This is a genomic window from Flavobacterium fluvii, assembly GCF_900129545.1.
GTDB classification, from domain to species: Bacteria; Bacteroidota; Bacteroidia; order Flavobacteriales; family Flavobacteriaceae; genus Flavobacterium; species Flavobacterium fluvii.
In genome coordinates, this window is record NZ_FQWB01000001.1 from 1,127,124 (window position 1) to 1,150,910 (window position 23,787).

The following is a 23,787-nucleotide window of genomic DNA, read 5'->3' on the forward strand; positions in this document are numbered from 1 at the left end:
TACCCACAATTTTTTATAAAACAAAGTTAATAATGAGCTTTTGTATTGACTGTGAGTTGTTTGTGTTTTTGTGTAATTTGCGATGAAGAAACGGCAAAGAATTGCGTGTCTTGCGTTTTTTTGTGAACGTTGCAGTTGATTAATTAGCAGAAATCCTTTTGTTTTAAAGTCCAGCCATTGTTAGGGTTGGTGCTTTCATTTAGGCGTCAAATGGTCCAAAAAAAATATACCAAAAAACCGGGAGTAACCACTCTCCCGATTTTCTGGTATAAAAAACTAACTACTAATTCAAAATTGGTATGGTAAAGTTTTGAATATTGATGATTCAAAGAGCTTCCGACTTGCCAATGTTTTTTGTCTTGCTACTATTGGGCAACCATCGTGATATTGTCAACAATATAAGTAACCGCTTTTGCTCCCATATCCAAGGAGATTCTTGTTTGGGGTGATTTACCTGTAAAGGTAAATGTTACTTGTTGCCATGTAGTTCCAATATTTTGATCGCCACCGTACTGGGCACCTCCTGATTCATTAGTTGAGAAACGCATGCTTCCACCAGCAGTGGTTCCTTTAATCCACATATAAACAAAATATTTAGTGCCTATGGTAGTTGTTACAAGGTCGCTTACAAATTGTGTCTTCCATTGATTTGTGGCTTCTCCAAATCCAGTGACTTTCAATGCTCTTCCTGAATAGGCTTCTCCTACAACTGATGTTGCAAACATGGCAGATCCACCATTGTATTTACCCCAATTGTCAAAGTTGTCGCCAGTTCCAAGTTCTAATTCACTGTTCAACAACAAGTTTTTAGAAGCATAGAAAGTAGATGTCGTAGAAACTGTGCCAAATGTGGTGGTAAGTGCTACAGTAGACGAAATGGTGTTGTTTGTAACCGTAGGAACTGTAAATACAAGTTTAGTTGCAGTTGCAGAAACCACAGTCGCATTAACGCCAGCAACTTTAATGACTGGATTATTATTAAGATTTGTTCCATTAATGGTTACATTTTGTCCAGCTGCCGCAGCACTTGGAGTAATTGTGGAAATTGTTGGAATAGGTTTTACCAATACATCTATTGAAGAAGTAACACGATAATTGTTGTCTACCACCAAGGTGATGTTGTTTGTGCCTGGAGTTACCCCTGCAGGAATTGTAAAAGAAATGACACCTTCACTTACCGTGAAAGGGGCGTCAAAATTTCCGACGAATACATACTTTACTTGATCTAAACCAGTGCCTTCCAAAGTGGCAGTACTTTGAATATATTGTACTGCTGGATTTACTTTGGTAATCGTAACACTAGGTGATGAGTCGTCATTCTCGCAACTTAATGCCATAAAAAAGGCAATAACCGCGAACAACTTTGATAGTCTTTTTATATTGTTTTTCATAATCTAAATATTTAATGATTAATTATCCCATCCGGTATTTTGTTTCACTTTTGCCAAATCTACGAATGACTGTGGCAATGGCCAGCTTACGTGTTTTGGTAGAATATTTGTTGAGGCAACAGCGTTATGGGCTTTTACTCTTTCGACCAATAATCCCATACGTTTGAGCAATGCCCAACGATGTCCTTCAAAACCTAATTCACGAGCGTTTTCGTCCAATATGATGTCTTGGGTTAAAGCAGTGTAATTACGTGAGGTATTTCCAAAAGCTCTTTCTCTAATTTTATTGATAAGTTGTAGTGCTCTTGAAGAATTTCCGTTTCTCCAATGTGCTTCAGCAGCAATTAGATATGCTTGTGCAAGTCTGTAAACAATCACGTTTCTAAAACCTTCGGCATCATCTCTTAATCTTCCATAAGTTCCATCTTCCCACAACTTTGTACAAGCACGTTCAATAATTCTAGCTCCTTTGTTAGGTTCTATTGAAGCCCCTGAAAGAGCTACATAAGCAGGAGTTACAACATCACCAATTTTAAATCCTGAACCAGGCACAATGGCATCACCTGAGATATCCACGTCAAATTTCCAAGTTAGTTTGTGCCAAGCGTTCACCCTAAGGTCGGTTGATTCGAAAAGAGAGAAATAATAATCGTTTGGAGATAATCTCGCATAAGGTCTTCCTCCGCTGTTCAAATCTCTTGCAACACCATTTACCCTGTCGTACAATGGCACCATCATCATTATCATGCGGTTTTTTCTGTTCACTACCGATTTGTCAAACCCAAATGAGAAGATAAGTTCATTGTTGTTTTCAGCCACTTTATCAGCGCTTAAAGCAAATATTTTATCCAATGGTTGTAATGTGTATCCTCCTTGAGAAATTACATTTTCTGCAGCCACTGCCGCTTCAGCCCATTTGCCTAAATCCATATAGGCCAATGATAGAATATGATAGGCCAATCCTTTGGAAGGAGCCGTTACGCCCGTAGTTCCTCCTCTTGCTTGTAGCAATGGAATTGCTGCATTACAATCGTCAATGATTTGCTTGTATATTACTGATTTGTCTTCCAATGGAGCTTCTCTTTGAGGTTCTTGTCCAGCCGGCAATAATTTGGCCAACGGAATATTTTCAAAACGCTCTACCAATTCTAGATACAAATAAGCTCTCATGGCATGGGCTTCACCAACGAATCTGCTAATTTTTGCAGTTTCAGTTGCATCTTTTGGAACTATGGTGTTGGCAATTACCCTGTTGCAATTTGCCAATGAGTTATACATACTGTTCCAGATGTTGTAAACATTGATACTTGATGGCGAAAAACCTGAGGCATACGAATTCATTCCCTGTATTCCACCAATTGGGGAATCCGGCATATTGGTTCCTTGAATACTCAAATCATCTCCACATATTTTGTAGATGGAAATATCTGCATCTTCATGTATGGATCTGGTTCTTTCATACACTTGAAACATAGTGGCTTCAAGTCCTCCAATATTCAAAATCTGGTTTTCTGCCAGAGCATCTCTTTCTTCGGTATTTATGATGTTGTCATCACAACTCCCAAACAGTGCAACCACTGATAAGGCTAGTAAATATTTTTTTATTATTCTCATGATACTTATTTTTAGTTATAGTTGCTTAAAAAGTTAATTTAGTTCCAAAAGTCCAAGTTTTTGTTATTGGATAAGAACCCGATCCTGATTCTGGAGAAAAAGCATCGTTGTAATCTGTAAAATACTTCAAGTTATTTCCACGTACTGAAAAAGATAAATCTTTAATAAAAGTTCTTTTCAAGAAATCTTTTGGAATTGAATAAGTCAAAGAAACGTTACGCAAACAAACAAAAGAGGCATCTTGTACTTTTATGGCATTGGCATATTGTCCCATCATGCCTCCATTAACACCTATTCTAGGGAAGGCGTTGGTTGGATTGTCCGGTGTCCAGTAATCGATATTGATTACATTTGACAGTTGGGAAGCAGGATAATAAGAGCCATAATAGCTGTTGATTCTTGTCACACCTTCCACTGCTTCAAAAAGCACGGATAGTTCAAGACCTTTATAGTTAAAAGTATTGGTGATACCGCCATACCAGTCTGGAGTTGGATTTCCTAAAAAGGTACGGTCTTTGTCATTGATAACTTTGTCTCCGTTAATATCTGCAATTTTTGGATCTCCAGGTTTTGCATTAAAAACGTTGGCATTGTTGGCGTTCAAATCAGCTACTTCCGTTGTTTGCCATACTCCAATATATTTATAATCATAAATTTCCCTGATGTCTTGTCCGATGAACCATCCATTGGCCACGTTGTCAATAGGTTTGCCGTTGGCATCCGTGTCACCTGCGCTCAACTTAACCAATTCGTTTTTGTCTTGTGACCAGTTGGCACTAACAACCCAACTAAAATCTTGTGTTTTTACGGCTGTTCCTTTAAGGGTCAACTCTAAACCTCTTGTTTTAGTTTCTCCAATGTTGGATGGGTATCTGTCAAAACCACTATTTACAACTGGATTAATTTGTTCGAACAACAATAAATCAACATTGTTTGTTTGGTAGTAATCAACGGAACCGCTTAGTCTATTGTTGAAAAGACCAAAATCAAGACCTATGTTGAACTGGCGACTTTCTTCCCATTTCAAGTTAGGATTTGCAGCTGTTGTACCTACACCATAACCGTTGAATATGGTAGTTCCTCCCATCGGGATTTGAACACTATTCGTGCTCGCTCTATAATAATAGGTAGGAAAATTGTCGCTACCAGTTACACCAAAACTTGCCCTGAATTTCAAATCGTTTATGGTTTTGTTTTCTTTCAAGAAACTCTCGTTGTGCGCATTCCAAGCAAATGATCCTGCTGGAAATGTACCGTATTTGTGATTAGGACCAAATTTTGAAGACCCGTCTCTACGTACAGAAAGAGAAGCGATGTAACGATTGTCAAAACTATAACCCACACGACCCACAAGATACGCTTTTCCGCTTTCGTCCGTGTTCCAGCTTACTTCATCGTCGCTAGGCAAAGCATCATCCAATGCGTGGTAACCTAATAAATCTGTAGGTAATCTTTTGGAGAAGCCTTGTAATTGCTCATATTTAAATTGTTGAACTCCATAAACAAAAGTGGCTGTTACATTGTGTTTTCCAAAATCTTTTTTGTAATTAATGATGTTGTCTACCAAGTAGCTTAAACTAGTAGCTTTGCTAATTGTTCCCTCATTTGGATCACCATCTTTGTAATAAGAAGATAAAAATTTACCATAAAATTCATCCCTGTTTTCTATACTGGCATTAAGAGTATAAGTAAATCCGCCTCCTAATCTTACGTCAAAATAAGGATTGATGATTGTACGCGTTACTTCTCTGTCTATCTGGGACTCATTATATCGATATAGTGGATTGATTTGAAATTGGTCAGGACGGATGAATTTGGTATAACTGCCATCAGGATTGTAAACGGTTCCAAGAGGCGTGTTGTTTGAAATTGGAATAAATGGTGCAAAACCTCCGTTTTGGTTGAATTCACTAATTACGTTACTGGTTTCATCGGCAAAACTTTTAGAAAGTTGTACTCTAGATCCTATTTTTAGCCATTCTCTAGGAGAATAATCTGCATTTAAACGATAAGAATATCTTTTGTAATCTGAACTTACAGAAATCCCTTCTTCACTGTATGCATCAGCATTCATGTAATAATGAAAGGTGTCTGTTCCTCCAGATGCTGCTATGTTTGCATTGGTGGTAAGACCTTGTCTTAGCAATAAATCTTGCCAATCAACATCTGTTCCGGCAAGAAAATTAGCCAATTCGGTAGTTCCTATCAAAGTATTCACGGGTGGTACAACTATTGGTTGTCCATTCGAAATTTGTCCACCAACTGTAGCGTCTTGCAAATATTTAACGTATTGAATTCCATTGGCAAAATCAATTTTGTTGGCTAAATTAGCCACCCCAGTGGATAAATTTACCGTGATTTCAGATTTGCCAACTTTACCTTTTTTAGTGGTAATAAGGACAACACCGTTGGAAGAACTTGCTCCATAGATTGCGGCAGAAGCAGCATCTTTCAACACTGTCATGGTTTCGATGTCATCTGGATTGATTTCTGATAAATTCCCTCCCAATATCGGAGTTCCATCAACTACGATAACTGCTTGGTTGGCAGCGTCAACGTTGCTGTTTTGGGTTCCGCCCAATGATTTTGTACCACGAATTTTGATGGACACATTTGAACCAGGTTGTCCGCTAGATCGGGTTACTTGAACCCCTGCTATTTGTCCTCTTAAAGCTTCTGCGGCATTTGGCAAAGGAACGCGTTCAAGTTCTGTTGCACCTATGGAAGAGATGGCTCCAGTCACATTGGAACGACTAGTGGAGCCATACCCAATAACCACTACTTCTTTCAAGGTGCTTGATTCGTCAACAAGGGATACATTAATTTGGGATTGGCCTTTCACACTTACTTCTTGGGTTTTATACCCTACAAAGCTAAAAACCAATATTGCGCCGGAAGGCACATTGTTGATGGTATATTTTCCGTCAATGTTTGTTGATACTCCAGTTTTGCCCCCTTTTAGAGAAATATTTACCCCAGGGATTGGGCCCGACGGATCGGAAACAATTCCAGAAACTGTTGTTTGGGCATTCACCCCTACGGAAAACATAAACAACAGGAGTAAAAACCCCAAATGTTTAAAATGTTTTGATTTGCTTTTAATAAATAAAAAGTTAGTCATAAATAAATGATTTAATTGGTTAATTAGTTTAGTATTAAATTATGTGTAATATTTTAATTCTTTTTTTATGGAGAATATAATTTATATGCCGTTTAATTTAACATAGCAAATATATTAAAAAATATATAACACACAATCGGTTGCGTATTTTTTTTTCGAAATCTTGAAAAAAAATAAAATAAATTCCATTATCCCATATTTAAAGTGTTTTACAAGAAATGTTTTTTTATAAAATCTACAATTGCAAATAGAGGTAAATATTAGTTTATCCCAATGGTGATAAGGGTTTTTTAATTTCTGGAATGTGTAATTTCTGGCTTGTTATTTATATGTTTTTCCGTAATTGGTAAATGTGGAATTTTATTTGATTTTAGGAATTTAATAAACAAAATAGCTCAAAATTGGGTGTTGGCTTTTGGTGTGGATTTATTTTCGCATTACAGTTTGTATTCTTGATGAACCAGAAGTAAAAAACCCGCTTTGAAAATATTTTCCAAAGCGGGGTTTTTGATTTATTTTATGCGTATGGATTGAAATTTAAGCAACGTGACAAAAAAAATTGAATCAATTATTTTTAATTTTTAGGACTGTTTTTTCCAGTCCATCGGAGGTTGCCACTAATGTAATTGTACCTTTACTTCTTTTATTGGAACGAACAATTACCAATGCCATCCCATTGTATGCTTCTCGTTCGTGCGATGTAAAAGATACTAAATTGGCTGGGTCGCCATTGTCGGTCGCCACTATTTCGCCTGAACCTTCTATGCTGAACCTGATTTTGCTGTTGGCATTCGGCACCATTAATCCGTTCTTGTCCGTGATTTTTACGGTGATGAAAGCCAGGTCTTCTCCATCTGATTTTATTTCTGGACGGTCAACCATGACCACTAATTTTGTTGCTTTATCGGTAGTTTTTACTGTTTCTTCAGCCCAAATTTTACTGTTTTTATACGCTACTACTTTTAGTTCTCCAGCTTGGTATTTTACATCATCCCAGCGAATTCGGGATTCCAATTCTACTTTCTTTTTTCGGCCAAGCGATTGTCCGTTCAAGAACAATTCGGCTTCATCGCCAGAAGTGAATACGTGAACCGGGGTAATTTCACCAACACGATTTGGCCAGTTCCAGTGTGGTAAAATATGGGCTATCGGCAAATTGGGTCTCCAACGAGATTGATACAAATAGAACCTGTCTTTTTTGAATCCGGCCAAGTCGATGATTCCGGAATAGGAACTGCGAGCCGAATAATAAGGAGTTGGTTCTCCTAGATAATCCCAGCCAGTCCAAACAAATTCACCTGCAACATAAGGATGGCGGTCTTGGGTGGCAAAAACTTTATCGGGTGATGCACCAAATTGAGCGGTGTACAATTCATAGGCACTTACTTCCTTGGTCAGGGGATTGGCTCCCACGCCATCACTTACCGGAGCTGAATTTTCCGCTGTCACGGGAAAAATATAAGAACCGCGAGTACTTAATGCCGATGCTGTTTCACTGCTAACAATCATTTTATCCGGGAAAGCTTTTTGGAAAGCAGGATAAAGGGGAGAAGTACGTATTCCTCCTTTTAGATGCAAATAAGCCGGTGCGTCCCTGATGCCTTCACCTTGGTAATTCAAACTCATAAAATCCATTACTTTGGAAAAAGGCATGTCTGGTTTTGCATAATTTTGTGATGCCGAAGCCAATCGTGTTGGATCTTCTTCATGCACAATATCATGAAGTTTTTGTGCTATTGTTGCTCCAGCAGCATCGGTATATTGTTCGCCAACTTCATTGCCAAAACTCCAAGCTATAACTGAAGGATGGTTTCGATCTCGACGAATAAAAGAGCGAGTGTCCGGTTCGTGCCAATCGGGAAAAATTAAATGAAAATCGTGTGGCGTTTTTTTGCGTTCCCAACTGTCGAATATTTCATCGATTACCAAAAAACCCATTCGGTCGGTTAAATCAAGCAGTTCCGGTGCCGGCGGATTATGCGACAAACGGATGGCGTTGCAACCCAATTCGCGAAGCATTTCCAGCTGGCGCTGGGCTGCCCTTACATTAAAAGCTGCTCCCAATGCTCCTAAATCATGGTGTTGGTTTACGCCTTGTATTTTTATTTTTGCATCATTTACCAATAATCCTTGTATTGGATGAAATTCAATTTTGCGAATGCCAAAAGGGGTGTCGTATTCATCTATTTGCTTTCCATCTATGTAAAGACGGGTTCGTGCTAAGTATAGATTTTGTTTTTGCGATGGATAGGCTCCCCAGAGTTTTGGTTTTTTTAGTTTTATTTTACTTTCCTTGACTTGTTTTTCGTCTGGATTCAAATTAATGGTTTCAGAAGGGAAATCAGCTATTGCTTTTCCTTTGGCTTTGCCAAAATCATCCAATGCATAGATTTGTGTTCTGGCTTGAACTGTCTGTGTCGAAGTTGTTTTGTTTTCTAGTTTTAAAGAAAGATTGATGGAAGCTTCATTTACGGAAATTTCAGGTGTGGTTATAAACGTTCCCCATTGTGCTACGTGTACCGGTGCTGTTTTGGTCAGCCAAACATTGCGATAAATTCCTCCTCCAGGATACCATCTTGCCGAATGGTTTGGGTTGTCAATCCTGATGGACAATTGATTTGGTCCTCCGTAATTTAGAAATGGAGTCAGGTCTAATCGAAAAGAATTATAACCATAAGGCCAGCCACCTACGAGATGACCATTGAGCCAAACTATGGCATAAGACATGGCACCGTCAACATCCAAATAGATGATTTTACCTTTGTCGGTTGTTGCAATGTCCAATTTTTTGCGATACCAAGCAACGCCTTGACTAGGAAGGCGTCCCATTCCACCACCCACTTCAGGATTGTCGCCCACATAAAAAGGTTTAGTGATGGCCCAATCGTGAGGCAAGGTCACTTTTTCCCAAGCATCATCTTTGAAATCTGCTTTTACAAATGGGAAATCAGCACCGGGATTTCCTTCGGGACGAATGTGTTTGTTGGATGGGTCTTTTATGAAGTCATTGGCAGAGGGAAGAATCCAATTTTTCAGGACATCTTCTTTTGTTTCTACTTTTACCGCTTCGGTGGGTTTGGAGTCGGCAACCTTGCTGTCGTTTTCTGCCTCTATTTTAGGACGAACATCATATATAAGGTTATCCGGGTTGGCGTCATAAAGCATAAAATGCCATCCTTCGTTGAGTTTAATGCGTTCTCTTTTGTAGTTGGATTTTAGATTTTGGCCACATACATTTAACCCACTGAATGTGAATAAAACAACTATAATCAAGAAACCAAGATTTTTTATTTTAAAAAAAATACTGTTTAATAGCTTTGTATTCATTGTAATTGTTTTGGTAATTTTTCAGATGAGTTCTGTTTATGTCGCTAAAATCCTAAATAATAAATAGATACAAAAAGTTAAGTTGCGCTTTATTCTTAACTTTTTGTGGCAGTCTTACACCCAATAGAGAATTCACGACTTCATTAATTGCTCACAAAAGTGGTAACGCTTTTAGCAGGTAATGAATATGAAAAAGCGCCTATGGATGCGTTTACATTTACATTTGCTTGTTTTACCAAATTCAAGGTTTGAGAAGTTACATAAGGAGTCACTGATGTCACGGTTGTGTTTTTAAAAGCAAATTGTTGGTTTGTAATATCATTTCCGGTATTAATGGCAACAATAATAGTTTTTCCATCTCCTTTATAAGCACTCACAAAAACACTTGATTTAGGGTTTTTAGTTGCTCCAACCCTGATGTAACCAGGTCTAATGAATTTGGTATAGTTGGACATGACATAACCTCTTTTCGTAACAATTCCATCGTCGCCTACCGGCCCATAATAACGTTTTCCATACCACCAAATGTAGGCATTGAAGTTAGCGGTCGCCATACAATCATGTATTTCTTTTGCTGTTCCCAAAACGGCATCCCAAGTAGTTTCGAGCACCAAATGTTCCGTCATCCATACTTCTTTTCCTTTGCTTTTGGCCAAAGGATAATCATCCAAACCACTGCCATAAATGTGGCCTCCAACAATAGATACATTTGCTGCGGCTGCTGCATCATTAAGGAAAGGATCCGAGATGTTTCGATTAAAATTGAAAGACTCGGCGGCAATTAATTTTGTATCGTTAATGGTAGCGGCATTATTTTTTAAAAAATCCATGATTTGTGCAGCTGTCCAGTCGCAAGACTCATAATCTACTACGATGTCGGGCTCATTTTGCATGGAAATAGCATATAAAGGCGCATTATTGGCCTTCATGTATTTGGAAAAATCATTCAAGTAGGTGGCATATTCTGCATAAGAACTTGTTTTTAATGATCCTTTTATAAGGCTGTTGTTGGTCTTCATTCTTGCAGGTGGACTCCAAGGGGATGCAACAATAATGGCTCCTCTCGCTTTTGCTGCCAAGGCATGATTCAATTCTACGGCTCTTTCGGCCGGAACGTCATCACTGGCAACTCTAATCCTTAGAATGGAAAGCCCAATTTGACCTTGATTATTTCCAAAAAGCAGATCCATATCGGAGTTGTTCAATGGTGATTCAAGGCGAAATGCTGTCGCTGCACCAAATCCTCTAATGGTTTGTTGCTCATTTGAAAAATCAATGGTAGAAGCATCAGCGGCAATAACATCTACTGGTGGCGGTGTTGGAGCAGGATCGTCAGAGCCACCACAACTAATAATTGTAAAACCGCTCATTGCCAGTGTTAAAACTGTTTTTGTAATCCTGGTTGAAAAACTGTGTTTTGTTTTTTGAAGTTTCATGGATTCTAAGTTTTTTTGAGTTAAATTTCTCTGTATGGGTTTATGGTCACTATTGAACCGTCTTCATTATACTTGATTTCGGTTACTTTAATGGATCTTAAATGGGTCACCCCTTTTGATAGACTGGAATCGTGGTAAAACAGATACCATTTTTCATCCACTTTGCAAATGGAATGATGCGAAGTCCATCCAATAACAGGATTTAGTATTATTCCTTGATAGGTAAATGGCCCATAAGGATTGTCTCCAGTGGCATAACAAATGAGATGGGTATCCCCGGTTGAATAGGAAAAATAATATTTTCCGTTGTATTTATGCAACCAAGATGCTTCAAAGAATCTGCGGTTGTTGTCTCCTGCCAATATTACTTTGCCATTTTCATCCAGAATTTCGATTTCTTTCGGTTCTTCGGCAAATTGTAACATATCGTCTGAAAGTTGAGCTACAATAGGGCCTAAAGCGGGTTCTTTTTCTAACGGTTCTTCATTTGTTTCTGCATATTTGTTGTTTCGGTATTTTTGAAGTTGACCTCCCCAAATTCCGCCAAAATACATAAAGAATTTCCCGTCTTCATCTTCAAAAACTGCCGGATCTATGCTGTAACTTCCTTCAATGGCTTCTGGCTCCGGAATAAATGGGCCTACTGGAGAATCACTTATTGCCACTCCAATTTGGAAAATACCATTGACACGTTTGGCAGGGAAATACAAATAATATTTACCGTTTTTGCAGGCAGCATCCGGAGCCCACATTTGTCTTTCGGCCCAGACAACATCTTTTACGTGCAAGGCAACTCCATTGTCTACAGTTGCTGCATCTACATTATCCATCGAAAGGACATGATAATCTTCCATTCCAAAATGGTCTCCATTGTCGTTAAACGGAATTCCGGCATCAATGTCATGTGAAGGATAAATGTATATTTTGCCATCGAATACATGAGCAGATGGATCGGCGGTGTATATGTGTGATACCAAGGGTTGCGAAATGGCTTTTTCATTGATTGCGTCAAAATCAATATGCTCAATGCTTTCTTCAGACATAGTCGTATTTTTATATTTTAATGTAATATTTAAGCTCTTCTTTCTTTTAAATCAGATTCAATTTGCACTTCCATTTTCTTGTTGATTTCATAGAAAAACAATAATCCAGCTCCAATTAAAAAGGGTATAGCAGGAAATATGCTTACCAATAATTTAATTCCGTTAATGGCACTTTCGGGTTGAACCAATGAATTGGGAACATAGTCAAAATGACCCAATATCGATGTCGTCAATGCTCCTCCAATACTCAATCCTGCTTTTAGTCCAACCATCATGGCCGAAAAAATAATGGCTGTGGCTCTGCGATTGTTTTTCCATTCCGAGTAATCGGCAACATCGGCAATCATGGCCCAAAGAAGCGGGATGGTAATGCCGTAGAAAAAGCCGTGAAGAATTTGGGAAACAAACATTAAACTTACCGATGCAGGAGGAAAGAAGTAAAACGCGATTATAAATAGTGTTGAAAGGAACAGGAAAAAACCAAATACATTTCTTTTGCCATATTTATCGGCGAAACTTTTAGACAACGTAATACCAACAATCATGAAAATAATTCCACCGGCGTTGAACAATCCAAATCCCGCTGAAATGGGATCATCACCAAAAGTATTCAAACCTATCGTGGAAAGAAAATCTAAAATGGGCTGAATGAAAATGGCTAATTGCGCCTTGTCCACATAGTTTTCGAAATAATATACATAAGATCCGCCTTTCATTGCCAATGTTATGAATACCAATAGGGTAAGAGTCAGCATAATTAGCCAAGGCTTGTTTTTGACCAAATCGCCTAAATCTTCTTTAATACTGGATTTTTGTTCCGGTTTAGGTATGATTCTTTCTTTGGTCGTCAAAAAGGTAATCAACAACATAATGGTTCCGACGATGGCCAAAACAGTCATCACTTTTTCAATCCCGATGGCTTTGTCCCCGTTTCCGGCACTTTTGATGATGCCAAGCATGAATACTTGTACAAAGAATTGCGCAAACATCACGGCAACGAATCGATAGGACGAAAGACTGTTTCTCTCCGACATATCACCCGTAATTACACCGCTCAATGCAGAATAAGGCAAGTTGTTGCTGGCATAAAACAGCAGCAACAGCGAATAAGTCACCACGGCATAAATTACTTTTCCCTGATAGGAGAAATTGGGAGTCGTGAAAGCCAATAATGCTATAACTCCCAACGGCACTGCCGTCCACAAAATCCATGGCCGAAATTTTCCCCATTTGGAGTTGGTCCTGTCGGCAATGGCTCCAATAATTGGGTTGAAAATAAAAGCGGCAATTAACCCCACGACCAACATTATTATGGAGGAATGCGTTGGCGTCAATCCGTATATATCCGTGTAAAAATAGGCAAGATAGGTCATCAATGTCTGGAATACCAAGTTGGCGGCAAGGTCACCTAGACTGTAACCAATTTTTTCTTTTACGGATAGTTTTTGGGAAGTAGAATTCATTTTTTGGGTTATGTTAGTTAATTTGAAATCTTGATGAATCAAGTTTTATTTGAGTTTTTTGGTTTTGGAAATGAATGATTAAAATAGTCTTATGAACCTATTTGCCATGACTACATTTTAAACAATCGGTTGTGTAAATGTATGCAAAACTTTGTAAAAAACAAATTTGTCATTAATTAATAGGTTTTTTTATTGATGTTTTATTTTTAAACAGTCAAATTAAAGAAGATGACTGTTTTTTAACCTTCTGTCTATTTATTTTTTGGTTTCTTTCAGACTCATCACGCTGTTATAGGCACTTTTGGGTTTGAATTCACGATTAAAGAGCAAGGGATAGTTGGTTCTTCCTTTTATTGGCCAATCATTCAGCCAGGATTGACCGTCATTCACTCCCCAAAGGGTAACCCTGTCAATTTTGTCTTGGTGTTTTGTAAACAGCTTGAAAATAGCTTCATAGCGTGCTGCCAATTGAATTTGAACAGCATCCGGAAGACCATTGGGATAAGGATTCATTTTTTCGCTGGCTTCAGACTTTTGATTTACGTCGGCTCCAACCACATCCCAAGGATTGGGCAATACACTAATGTCCAATTCCGTAAAAGACACTTTTAGTCCAAGAGCAGAAAAATCAAGAATGGTTTTTTCAATTTCATCCAGCGATGGAGAGGTCAGGTTCCAATGCCCTTGTTCTCCGACACCGTCAATTTTGGCTCCATTTTTTTGAAGGTTTTTAACCAAGGCAACAGCTCCTTTTCTCTTTGTTGGTTGACACAAGTTATAATCATTATAGTACAAGTCGGTTTTCGGATCCGCTTTGGCGGCCAATTTGAAAGCCAAAGTCAAATATTCTTTTCCATAAGTATCCAAAAAAACTGTTTTTCGCAACGTTCCGTCTTCGTTCAAAGCCTCGTTGACCACGTCCCAAGAATTTATTCTTCCCTTGTATTTCCCGACAATTGTTGAAATATGATTGGTCATTGCGTTGGTCATTGCGGCACTGTCTTTTATTTGTGCTATCCAAGGAGCCAATTGACTGTGCCATAGAAGGGTATGTCCGTGAATGAACATCTTGTGTTTTTCTCCAAAAGCAACAAAATTATCGGTCATTTTGAAATCAAATTTGTCTTTTTCGGGATGAATAAACATTGATTTCATGCAGTTTTCGGCGGTGATACTGTTGAATTCCTTTGCAATCAAACTAGAAACCCCAGCGTCTTTTTCCTTGATTTGATTGGTGTCTAATGCTGATCCAATATAGAAATCTTTTTGGTAAGCATTTTTAAGAGAAATGACCTTCTCTTGGTTTTTTGGAATCGAATTGCAACTGCTGATTAGAAGCATTGTCGCCAATACTAAAAATGGTTTTGTAAATTTCATCGTTTTGTTTTTTTATTGTTGGTTTAATCCTTCAAGGAAACCGTTGTATGCAGGTTTGTATCCGTAATTGGCATCAAACAATAGAGGCCATTCGTTTGAGTTGTTGTGAAAACTCAATAACCAACTCTCGCTGTCTCTCATTCCCCAAAAGGTTATTCCAAATCTTTGTGCCGCAGGAATTGTTTTGTACAAAACGGCAATTTCTTTGTATTTTGCTTTCTGGGCATTGGATCTTTCGGTAGTTAAAGTAGTTAAATCTTTATAAATATTCACCGTCATGTCCAATTCAGAAAAGTGAATTAAAAGTCCCGTGTTTTTTATGGTAGTTAAATTAGCTGCCAAAGTCGACATGCTTGTTGTCACGTAATCGACGTGCATTTGCAAGCCAATTCCATCGATAGGGGTCGAATTTGCTTTGAAAGAATTGACCATATTTACTACTTCGGTTACTTTAGAACCTTGACTTTCCAGATTGTAGTCATTGTAAAACAACTTTACGGTTGGATCTGCTTCTCTGGCCCAAGTGAAACATTTTACGAGATAATTAGGGATTCTTTTGTAAAAAGCGGCTGCATAAGCACCATCGGTAAAAGCTTCGTTAACGACATCCCAACTTTCGACAACAGGTTTTCCGGCTGCTGTTTTAGCCAATGCAAAGTGTGCCACCGTTGCTTTAACATATCCTTTTACTTGTGCTTCAAATTCAGCATCAGTTCCAGCGTAGTTTTTCAGCCAATTTGGTATTGAACTATGCCAAACCAAGGCATGTCCATGCACTCGTATTCCATTTGCTTTCGCATAAGCAACTATTGCGTCGCCTTTACTGAAATCATAAGTGTTTGGGGCGGTAAACATTGATGCCATTTTCATGTCGTTTTCAGCAGTAACACTATTGAATTCTTTATTCAATACTGTCGTGAAATTATTGTCGTTACCAGACAGCCTGTCTGCAGAAACAATCATTCCTATGGGGAAAGTAACGGCTGCTTTCAATGTTGTGGCTGCTGGAGTAGGTGTTGGCGTTGGTGTCGGAGTTGGAGTGGCAACAGGGTCGCTTTCTGATCCACCACCACAACTCACTAGAGTGGCAGCTATGATTATCGCTAAATTTTTGATTATTTTCATAATTCGTATTTTATTTAATGTTGTTTTAATTTTCTGCTTTTTTTGTTTTATGTATAAATCCCCGGATTGTGATGCATATTAATTATTTCCTGGTGCAAACGGAAATTTCAAGGACTCAAAATATTCCAAAGTTTGTGTTGGTTTTTCGACTCTTTTCGGCAATTCCTTTCCAGAAAATTGTTGAAAATACAATAGGCAAGCATCACGCCACCATTTCGCTTCTTTGTGCTGTATGTTGAGCAACATTTGAACTTCCTTGAATCGGTGTTCATCCACGTAGTTGCCCATTTTGTTCCAAGTTGATTGCATTGCAGCAACTTCGTCAACCCCTTCCTGGTATTTCAATGCCATTCCATTCCAAAGGGTTTGACCATTTTTCAGTTTGTAATCCCAAGACAAATGATGAAACCACAACAAGTCTTTTTCGGGACAAGTTTTTACATCGTCGAATATTTTGGCCGCTTCTGGTGCATATTGTGTCGTGGCCTTGCTTCCTGTTTTGGAGCGGTCAAAACCGATACCGTTTTTGTCTGCTTTGTGATAGTAAACCGGATTCCATTCCGGCCTGGAGAGGTTGCTCACCCAAGGCCCCGGACCATAATGATGGCCGGTGTCCATAATATGGTGCAAGCCTAGTGGCGTCATATAATTCACCACCGCTTCCCTGGATTTCAGCAACATTTCTTTCACGGGATTCACAAAATTTTCATCATTGGAAAAAGTCATTCGCAACCATTCATCGGCGATAGCTTCTGAATCAAGATTAGGATTCCAAGCCAATCGCCCAAAACCGTACCAATTCGCTTGCGCAAATGGATGACCCGTCCAGTTGATGTCGTTGCCGATATTGGCAACACCCGCAATTCCGGTAATTTTGTGATTGTCCAATGAACCATCGATTACTTTGGCGACCGTGGAGCCTTTCCCTTTTCGATAAGTATCGGATTTCAAAACTTCTTGGAATAATTTCGGTAAATAAACCAAGTGGGTGCTGAAACCCAAATATTCCTGCGTGATTTGAAATTCCATCATCAAGGGCGTTTTTGGCATGGCGCCAAACATGGGATGAAAAGGTTCCCTGGGTTGAAAATCAATAGCGCCATTTTTTACCTGGACAATCACGTTATTCCTGAATTGACCATCATAAGGAACAAATTCGCTGTAGGCTTGTTTAGCTCTATCATCGACATCGTGCTCCGAATATACAAAGGCTCGCCACATCACTATTCCGCCAAAAGGAGCCACGGCATCGGCCAACATATTGGCTCCGTCAACGTGGTTTCGACCATAATTTTGTGGGCCAGGTTGTCCTTCAGAATTGGCTTTTACCAAGAATCCGCCAAAATCTGGAATCCTTTTATAAATTTCCTTGGTTTTTTCTTTCCACCAATTTTTCACTTCGGCATCATAAGGATCGGCAGTTTTCAATCCTCCAATTTCTATTGGAGCCGAAAATCTCGCTGTTAAATATACTTTTATTCCATAAGGTCTAAATGTATTTGCCAAAGCTTCCACTTTTTCTAAATATTGGGGAGTCAGGATTAAGGCATTGGCGTTTACATTGTTCAAAACCGTTCCATTGATACCTATTGAAGCATTCGCACGTGCATAATCGATGTAACGTTGGTCAATAAAATCAGGTAATTTTTGCCAATTCCAAAGTGAAAAACCGGCATAACCACGTTCAACAGTTCGGTTTAAATTATCCCAATGATTCAGTATTCGAACGTTAATTTTTGGAGCATCCGCGATGTTTACATTTTCGATGGATGTTTTGGTTTGGAGCAGTCTCAAAAAATGGAATACGCCATAAAATACGCCGACATCGGTTTTGCCCGTAATAAGAATGTGATTTTTGCTTTTTACTTGTATGGTTTTAATGATGTAGCCTTCGTCATTAATTTGGTCAAATTCTTTTTTCAGGTTTTTCAGAATATCTTCATCAAGAGAAGATTTAGAACCAAAAATCAATGCATTTTCGCTGTCAATATTTTGTTGAACTTCAATTTTGGTATCTAATAAACCAGAAAGTCCCAATTGCAACTCTTTTGAAGCCACTTGAATTGTTTCGGAATTCTCCAAAGCAACAATTCCATTGATTTTGGATTTATATTCCGTGGCCAATTTCGAATCTTGGACTTTTGCATATTGCAACCATAATTTATAATCCTCTTGCGCAGATACGTTAAGAGAAATCATCAGCATGGGTAATAGAAACAGGATGTATATATATGGTAAACGATTCATGGTTGTTCTTTATTTTTTATGACATTAAAACTCTTCTTTAAAGAAAGAGGAAATATATGGAATCATAAGTTTTTAAGTTATATTTTTTTCTGGTTTTAATAATTATATCGTTTTTTATTTATATTTGCAATCGGTTGCGTAAAAGTAAAACATTGAGGCATATAAAAAAAATTTTCCAGTATTTTTTTTATATTCGTAAAAAAATAGATAAAATTTTAAGAAATATCCCAAATATGAAAATAATTTCAAAAAACACTGTACTTGCTTTATTGTTGATGGTGATACTTCCTTGCAAAGGGCAAGTCATTGATAAAAAAAAACAGGATTTACCTTTTTACAATACTTCATTGTCAATTGATGCAAGGATTCAAGACCTGATTTCCAGATTGACATTGGAAGAAAAGGCAGATCAAATGATGAACAATACATCGGCAATCGAGCGTTTGGGAATTCTTCCTTATAGTTATTGGAATGAAGCGCTTCACGGCGTGGGTCGTTCCGGAATTGCAACCGTTTTTCCTCAAGCGATTGGGCTCGGAGCCACTTTCGACAGTGATTTGGCTTACAGGGTTTCTTCCGCAATTTCCGATGAAGCTCGGGCGATGCACAATGCGGCAAAAGCCAAAGGCTTCAACAAACAATACGGTGGATTGACTTTTTGGACGCCCAATATCAATATTTTCAGGGATCCTCGTTGGGGTCGTGGCCAGGAAACCTATGGTGAAGACCCTTTCTTGACCGCCACCATTGGAACTGCATTTGTAAAAGGTTTGCAAGGGGATGATCCCAATTATTTAAAGACTGCGGCTTGTGCCAAACACTTTGCCGTACATAGTGGTCCAGAAAAATTGCGACACGAATTTAATGCCGAAGTGACGAAAAAAGACCTTTGGGAAACCTATTTGCCGGCTTTTCAAGCATTGGTGGAAGCTAAAGTGGAGTCCGTTATGTGTGCTTACAACAGTACTGACGGAGAACCTTGTTGTGCGAACAAATACTTGATTACGGATGTTTTAAGGAAACAATGGCATTTTAAAGGACACGTGGTAACCGATTGTGGAGCGATAGACGATTTTTATACCCCAAAAGACAAAGGCGGACACGGGACCGTAAAAACACAAGCCGAAGCTGCGGTATTGGTATTAAAAAGCGGGGTAAGCCTGAATTGTGGAAGTTCATACAAAGCCTTGCCAGAAGCAGTTAAAGAAGGATTGATTACGGAAAAAGAAATTGACAATCAATTGGCAGTTTTATTGAGAACCAGATTTAAACTCGGTTTGTTTGATCCAATGGGAAGTAATCCTTATGATGCTATTTCTGCTGATGTAGTGAACAGTAAAGCGCATCGAGAATTGGCAAAAGAAGTGGCGCAAAAGGGAATTGTTTTGTTGAAAAACAATGGCATTTTGCCCTTAAAAAATGACCTTTCCAAATATTTTGTCACAGGACCTAATGCAACAAATACTGATGTTTTATTGGGAAATTATTATGGTGTAAACCCAAATTTAGTTACCATTCTAGAAGGAGTGGCTGGGGCAATTGACAAAGCCAGCCAACTGAACTACACTTTGGGAACAATGCTGAATCAAGCTCCCGTGAACCCAATAGATTGGTCAACCGGGAATGCGGCAAACAGTGATGCGACCATTGTGGCTTTAGGAATTTCAGGACTGATAGAAGGAGAAGAAGGAGAATCAATCGCATCACCAACTGCCGGAGATCGATTGGATTATAATTTGCCTCAAAATCAAATTGAATACCTCAAAAAATTAAGAAAAGCTGCCGACAAAAATCCGGAAAACAAAAAACCAATAATTGCCGTTATTACAGGAGGAAGTCCAATGAATCTTGCCGAAGTGCAGGAATTGGCCGATGCTGTTTTATTGGTTTGGTATCCAGGCGAAGAAGGGGGAACTGCAGTTGCGAATGTTATTTTCGGAAAAATAGCGCCTTCCGGAAAATTGCCAATTACATTTCCTAAATCTTTGGGACAATTGCCTCCTTATGAAAATTATGCAATGAAAGGGCGGACTTATAAATACATGAATGTAGATCCATTATATCCGTTTGGATTTGGATTGAGTTACACCAACTTTACGTATGGAGAAGCCAAAGTCTCTTCAACAAAAATTTCCAAAAAAGACAATCTCAGAGTTGCTGTAAAAGTGACCAATTCAGGAAAAGTAAAATCGGATGAAGTGGTACAGTTGTATGTTTCCGATTTGGTGGCTTCGGTTGAAGTGCCTAATTTTCAATTGACTAACATCAAACGAATCACTTTGGAGCCTGGAGAATCGACTGAAGTTTCGTTCCAGTTGACGCCAAAAGCATTCGAAATGGTGAAAAATGATGGTTCAAGAGTTATAGAATCAGGAGAATTCAAAATATATGTGGGCGGTTCCAGCCCGATGAAGAGAAGTTTTGAATTGGGAGCACCTAAGATGGCTGAGGCCGTAATTGCAATAAAATAGCATAAAAATATCTAAAATGAATAAATTAAAAATTGCATTAATTGTTCTTCTTTTCATTCCATCGAATGAACTTTTTTCCCAAATTAAATTGCCTAGATTAATAAGTAATGGGATTGTTTTGCAAAGAAACGTGAAAGTGAAAATTTGGGGTTGGGCTTCGCCAAAGGAAAAAATCAAATTGGAATTCAAAACCAAAACCTATTCAACCGAAGCCGATCAAGAAGGTAATTGGACTATAATGTTGCCTTCTCAAAAGGCTGGTGGGCCTTATGAAATGGTTTTGAAAGCGAGCAATGAAATAAAAATTCAAGACATATTATTTGGTGATGTTTGGATTTGTTCCGGGCAATCGAATATGGAACTTCCGATGGAACGCGTAAAAGAAAAGTATGGGGAAGTCATCAAAAATTCTAAAAATACCAATATTCGACAGTTTTTAGTGCCCGACAAATATGATTTCAAAAATCCAAAAACCGATTTAGACTCCGGAAATTGGTTATCTGCCAATCCTGAAAACGTGCTCGAATTTTCTGCCGTGGCTTACTTGTTTGCCAAGGAAATCTATGAAAAACAACATGTTCCCATTGGTTTAATCAATTCGGCTTTAGGTGGTTCTCCGGTGGAATCCTGGATGAGTGAAGAGGCTTTGGTTGCGTTTCCAAAAGCACATGAAGAGGCGCAGAAATTCAAAAACGACGAAAGAATCAAGCAAATAGAAACCAGCGACAAAAAAAGAAATGAAGATTGGTATGCGCTTATAAATGCGAATGACAAAGGACTTTCGGACAAAAACGCACAATGGGGTCAAACCAATATCAATGATAATGATTGGTCGAAAATGCAAATTCCGGGTTATTGGGCAGACCAATCCATCGGGAAAGTAAACGGGGCGGTTTGGTTTCGAAAAGAAATTGAAGTGCCAAAAGCAATGGTCGGCAAACCTGCCAAATTGTTTATGGGTCGAATTGTCGATCAAGATTTCGTGTATGTAAATGGCGAATTCGTTGGAACTACAGGCTATCAATATCCTCCACGTCGTTATGAAGTAAAACCGACAATTTTGAAGGAAGGAAAAAACACCATAGCCATTCGAGTAATCAACAGTATTGGCAACGGTGGATTTGTTTTGGATAAACCATATTATTTGGCCGTGGGAAAAGACACGATTGATTTAAAAGGAGAATGGAAAAGCAAATTAGGCACGGAAATGAAGCCGTTGCAAGGGCCAACATTCATTCGTTGGAAACCAGTAGGATTGTACAATGCGATGATTGCACCATTGTTGAATTTAAAAATCAAGGGTGTTTTGTGGTATCAAGGCGAAGCCAATACTTTTAATGCCAAAGAATATGCGCAAACATTCCCTGCCATGATTAGTGATTGGAGAGCGAAATGGGGACAAGGCAATTTTCCTTTTCTATTCGTGCAATTGGCCAATTTCATGGAAGATTATCCAGAACCTAGGGAAAGCAATTGGGCGGCTTTAAGACAATCGCAACTGGAAACGCTAAAGGTTAAAAATACCGGAATGGCCGTCACGATAGATGTTGGCGAATGGAATGACATTCATCCCTTGAACAAAGATGCAGTGGGACATCGTTTGGCTTTATTGGCAAGCAAAATGATTTATGGAGAAAACAAAATTACTGCTTCAAGTCCAATGCCTAATGATTCTAAATTCGAAAAGGATAAAGTAATTATTAGGTTTGCCAATGTTGGAGGCGGATTGACCATAAAAAAAGGAACGGAATTAAAGTCGTTCGCCATTTCCAATGACGGAGTCAATTTTGTTTGGGCAAATGCCAAAATAACAGGAAATAAAGTCGAAGTTTGGAATGATAAAATCAGTAATCCAACGGTGGTTCGATACGCTTGGGATAACAATCCAGCTGCGGCCAATTTATTTTCAAAAGAAGGATTGCCGTCAACACCATTTGAAGTGAAAAAGAAATAATTGAAAAAACTCCTTGAACTTTGAAATAAGCGCAAGGAGTTTTTTCATGATTTACTGTGAAAAATGGGTTTATATTTTCTTTGAAGATTCGCGAACCAATACTTCGGTGTTCAAAAAAGTAATCTCTTTCACTTCGTCCTTTTTGGGGAATTTAATACTCTTTAAAATAATTTCAGCCGACATTTGTCCCATTTTTTCCGCAGGATGGGTAATTGTGGATAAATTGGGGTCTATGATTTGGGAAATAGGGTCGTTGTTAAAACCTATAACCGCTAATTCTTCAGGAACTTTAATGCCTCTTTTTTTGGCGCATTGTATGGCACTTACCGCCATGATATCTCCCGACGCGAATATTCCGTCAGGACGATTTTTTAAATCCAATAATTTATTGCTTGATTTTACGCCTTCTTCGTAGGTTACGGTTTTCAAATCGGCTATAAGTTCTTCTTCCACGGGCAAGCCGTGTTTTTTCAAAGCATCCATATAGCCCCTCATTCTTTCGGTATATAGATTGCCGAACTTGGAACCGGCAGTTAGGTGTCCGATGCGAGTGCAGCCTTGTTCGATGAGATGTGTCGTGGCTTTGTAGCCGGCGGCGTAGTTGTCTATTATTACACGAAAGGTGTTGAAATCTTTGGGAACTCTGTCCACGAAAACCAATGGAATGTTGTTGCTGACAAACTGTTGAAAATGAGAAGTGTCAATTGTTTTCATTGCCAAGGAACAAATAATGCCGCTTACCCTGCTTCCGTACAATGATTTTGCCATGCTCACTTCCTCTTCATACGAGTCATGGGATTGCATGATAATTACGTTGTATCCTGATTTTCGAGCCGTTATTTCTATCCCGCTAATCAATGAAGAAAGGAAGGGCTGGGTAACGGTCGGGATTAAAACGCCTATGGTGTTGGTTTTGTTGCCTCTCAATCCCGCTGCCAAAGTATTGGGGACATAGCCCATTTCCTCGGCGGTTTTTTTTACTTTTTTAATCGTTTTACTACTGATTGTCGGATGGTCTTTTAACGCTCTTGAAATGGTTGAGGTCGCAAGATTTAATTTTTCGGCAATGTCGTAGATGGTAACATCTTTATTTTCTTCCATATAATTAAAAAAAATGAATAACAAATATACTGTTTTTTGACTAACGGTATTCTCTAACTAATCTTGTGAACTAATCAAATTGTAATAAAATAAATAACACTCCGTTTTTGATTTATT

The 23,787-nt window shown here is 38.6% G+C and carries 13 protein-coding genes; 2 read left to right on the forward strand and 11 right to left on the reverse strand.

The window, feature by feature from the left end; translation table 11 throughout:
* Positions 1-365: 365 nt before the first annotated feature.
* The 10 genes from BUC16_RS04600 to BUC16_RS04645 form a co-directional block, all read right to left on the reverse strand.
* Positions 366-1,391, reverse strand: coding sequence for an IPT/TIG domain-containing protein (locus BUC16_RS04600; RefSeq protein ID WP_073368274.1), 1,026 nt, complete (start codon positions 1,389-1,391; stop codon positions 366-368).
* 18 nt (positions 1,392-1,409) lie between these two features.
* Positions 1,410-3,005 carry a RagB/SusD family nutrient uptake outer membrane protein gene (locus BUC16_RS04605; protein ID WP_073368276.1) on the reverse strand — a complete coding sequence of 532 codons (1,596 nt, stop codon included), beginning with the start codon at positions 3,003-3,005 and terminating at the stop codon, positions 1,410-1,412.
* A 25-nt stretch (positions 3,006-3,030) separates the two neighbouring features.
* Positions 3,031-6,126: a SusC/RagA family TonB-linked outer membrane protein gene (locus BUC16_RS04610; protein WP_084546092.1), complete on the reverse strand. Its 3,096-nt coding sequence runs from the start codon at positions 6,124-6,126 to the stop codon at positions 3,031-3,033.
* Between the two features lie 564 nt (positions 6,127-6,690).
* Positions 6,691-9,453 carry a beta-galactosidase GalB gene (gene galB / locus BUC16_RS04615; RefSeq protein ID WP_084546093.1) on the reverse strand — a complete coding sequence of 921 codons (2,763 nt, stop codon included), beginning with the start codon at positions 9,451-9,453 and terminating at the stop codon, positions 6,691-6,693.
* Positions 9,454-9,596: 143 nt separating this feature from the next.
* Entirely contained in the window at positions 9,597-10,889 is a 1,293-nt protein-coding gene (locus BUC16_RS04620; RefSeq protein WP_073368279.1) for a glycoside hydrolase family 30 protein, read from the reverse strand.
* 20 nt (positions 10,890-10,909) lie between these two features.
* Positions 10,910-11,932 carry a glycoside hydrolase family 43 protein gene (locus BUC16_RS04625; RefSeq protein ID WP_073368280.1) on the reverse strand — a complete coding sequence of 341 codons (1,023 nt, stop codon included), beginning with the start codon at positions 11,930-11,932 and terminating at the stop codon, positions 10,910-10,912.
* A 29-nt stretch (positions 11,933-11,961) separates the two neighbouring features.
* Positions 11,962-13,395 (reverse strand): MFS transporter, encoded by a 1,434-nt coding sequence (locus BUC16_RS04630; RefSeq protein ID WP_073368282.1) that lies wholly within the window; start codon positions 13,393-13,395, stop codon positions 11,962-11,964.
* 255 nt (positions 13,396-13,650) lie between these two features.
* Entirely contained in the window at positions 13,651-14,772 is a 1,122-nt protein-coding gene (locus BUC16_RS04635) for an endo-1,4-beta-xylanase (protein WP_073368283.1), read from the reverse strand.
* Positions 14,773-14,784: 12 nt separating this feature from the next.
* On the reverse strand, positions 14,785-15,897 hold the full coding sequence (locus BUC16_RS04640) for an endo-1,4-beta-xylanase (RefSeq protein WP_073368285.1): 1,113 nt from the start codon (positions 15,895-15,897) through the stop codon (positions 14,785-14,787).
* Positions 15,898-15,975: 78 nt separating this feature from the next.
* On the reverse strand, positions 15,976-18,144 hold the full coding sequence (locus BUC16_RS04645; protein ID WP_073368286.1) for an alpha-glucuronidase family glycosyl hydrolase: 2,169 nt from the start codon (positions 18,142-18,144) through the stop codon (positions 15,976-15,978).
* A 233-nt stretch (positions 18,145-18,377) separates the two neighbouring features.
* On the opposite strand from BUC16_RS04645, the gene BUC16_RS04650 reads away from it, so the two are divergent.
* Positions 18,378-20,615: a glycoside hydrolase family 3 N-terminal domain-containing protein gene (locus BUC16_RS04650; RefSeq protein ID WP_170860849.1), complete on the forward strand. Its 2,238-nt coding sequence runs from the start codon at positions 18,378-18,380 to the stop codon at positions 20,613-20,615.
* A 16-nt stretch (positions 20,616-20,631) separates the two neighbouring features.
* Entirely contained in the window at positions 20,632-22,569 is a 1,938-nt protein-coding gene (locus BUC16_RS04655; protein ID WP_084546094.1) for a sialate O-acetylesterase, read from the forward strand.
* A gap of 69 nt (positions 22,570-22,638) precedes the next feature.
* Here BUC16_RS04655 and BUC16_RS04660 read toward each other — a convergent pair whose 3' ends face one another.
* Positions 22,639-23,670 (reverse strand): LacI family DNA-binding transcriptional regulator, encoded by a 1,032-nt coding sequence (locus BUC16_RS04660; protein ID WP_073368288.1) that lies wholly within the window; start codon positions 23,668-23,670, stop codon positions 22,639-22,641.
* Between the last annotated feature and the right edge of the window lie 117 nt (positions 23,671-23,787).

What these genes read in the sequence shown, in the direction of transcription:
- BUC16_RS04610 (WP_084546092.1), bottom strand. Translation starts at nt 6,126, where the DNA reads ATGACTAACTTTTTATTTATTAAAAGCAAATCAAAACATTTTAAACAT.
- galB (WP_084546093.1), bottom strand. Translation starts at nt 9,453, where the DNA reads ATGAATACAAAGCTATTAAACAGTATTTTTTTTAAAATAAAAAATCTT.
- BUC16_RS04635 (WP_073368283.1), bottom strand. Translation starts at nt 14,772, where the DNA reads ATGAAATTTACAAAACCATTTTTAGTATTGGCGACAATGCTTCTAATC.
- BUC16_RS04600 (WP_073368274.1), bottom strand. Translation starts at nt 1,391, where the DNA reads ATGAAAAACAATATAAAAAGACTATCAAAGTTGTTCGCGGTTATTGCC.
- BUC16_RS04620 (WP_073368279.1), bottom strand. Translation starts at nt 10,889, where the DNA reads ATGAAACTTCAAAAAACAAAACACAGTTTTTCAACCAGGATTACAAAA.
- BUC16_RS04630 (WP_073368282.1), bottom strand. Translation starts at nt 13,395, where the DNA reads ATGAATTCTACTTCCCAAAAACTATCCGTAAAAGAAAAAATTGGTTAC.
- BUC16_RS04645 (WP_073368286.1), bottom strand. Translation starts at nt 18,144, where the DNA reads ATGAATCGTTTACCATATATATACATCCTGTTTCTATTACCCATGCTG.
- BUC16_RS04650 (WP_170860849.1), top strand. Translation starts at nt 18,378, where the DNA reads ATGAAAATAATTTCAAAAAACACTGTACTTGCTTTATTGTTGATGGTG.
- BUC16_RS04625 (WP_073368280.1), bottom strand. Translation starts at nt 11,932, where the DNA reads ATGTCTGAAGAAAGCATTGAGCATATTGATTTTGACGCAATCAATGAA.
- BUC16_RS04640 (WP_073368285.1), bottom strand. Translation starts at nt 15,897, where the DNA reads ATGAAAATAATCAAAAATTTAGCGATAATCATAGCTGCCACTCTAGTG.
- BUC16_RS04605 (WP_073368276.1), bottom strand. Translation starts at nt 3,005, where the DNA reads ATGAGAATAATAAAAAAATATTTACTAGCCTTATCAGTGGTTGCACTG.
- BUC16_RS04655 (WP_084546094.1), top strand. Translation starts at nt 20,632, where the DNA reads ATGAATAAATTAAAAATTGCATTAATTGTTCTTCTTTTCATTCCATCG.
- BUC16_RS04660 (WP_073368288.1), bottom strand. Translation starts at nt 23,670, where the DNA reads ATGGAAGAAAATAAAGATGTTACCATCTACGACATTGCCGAAAAATTA.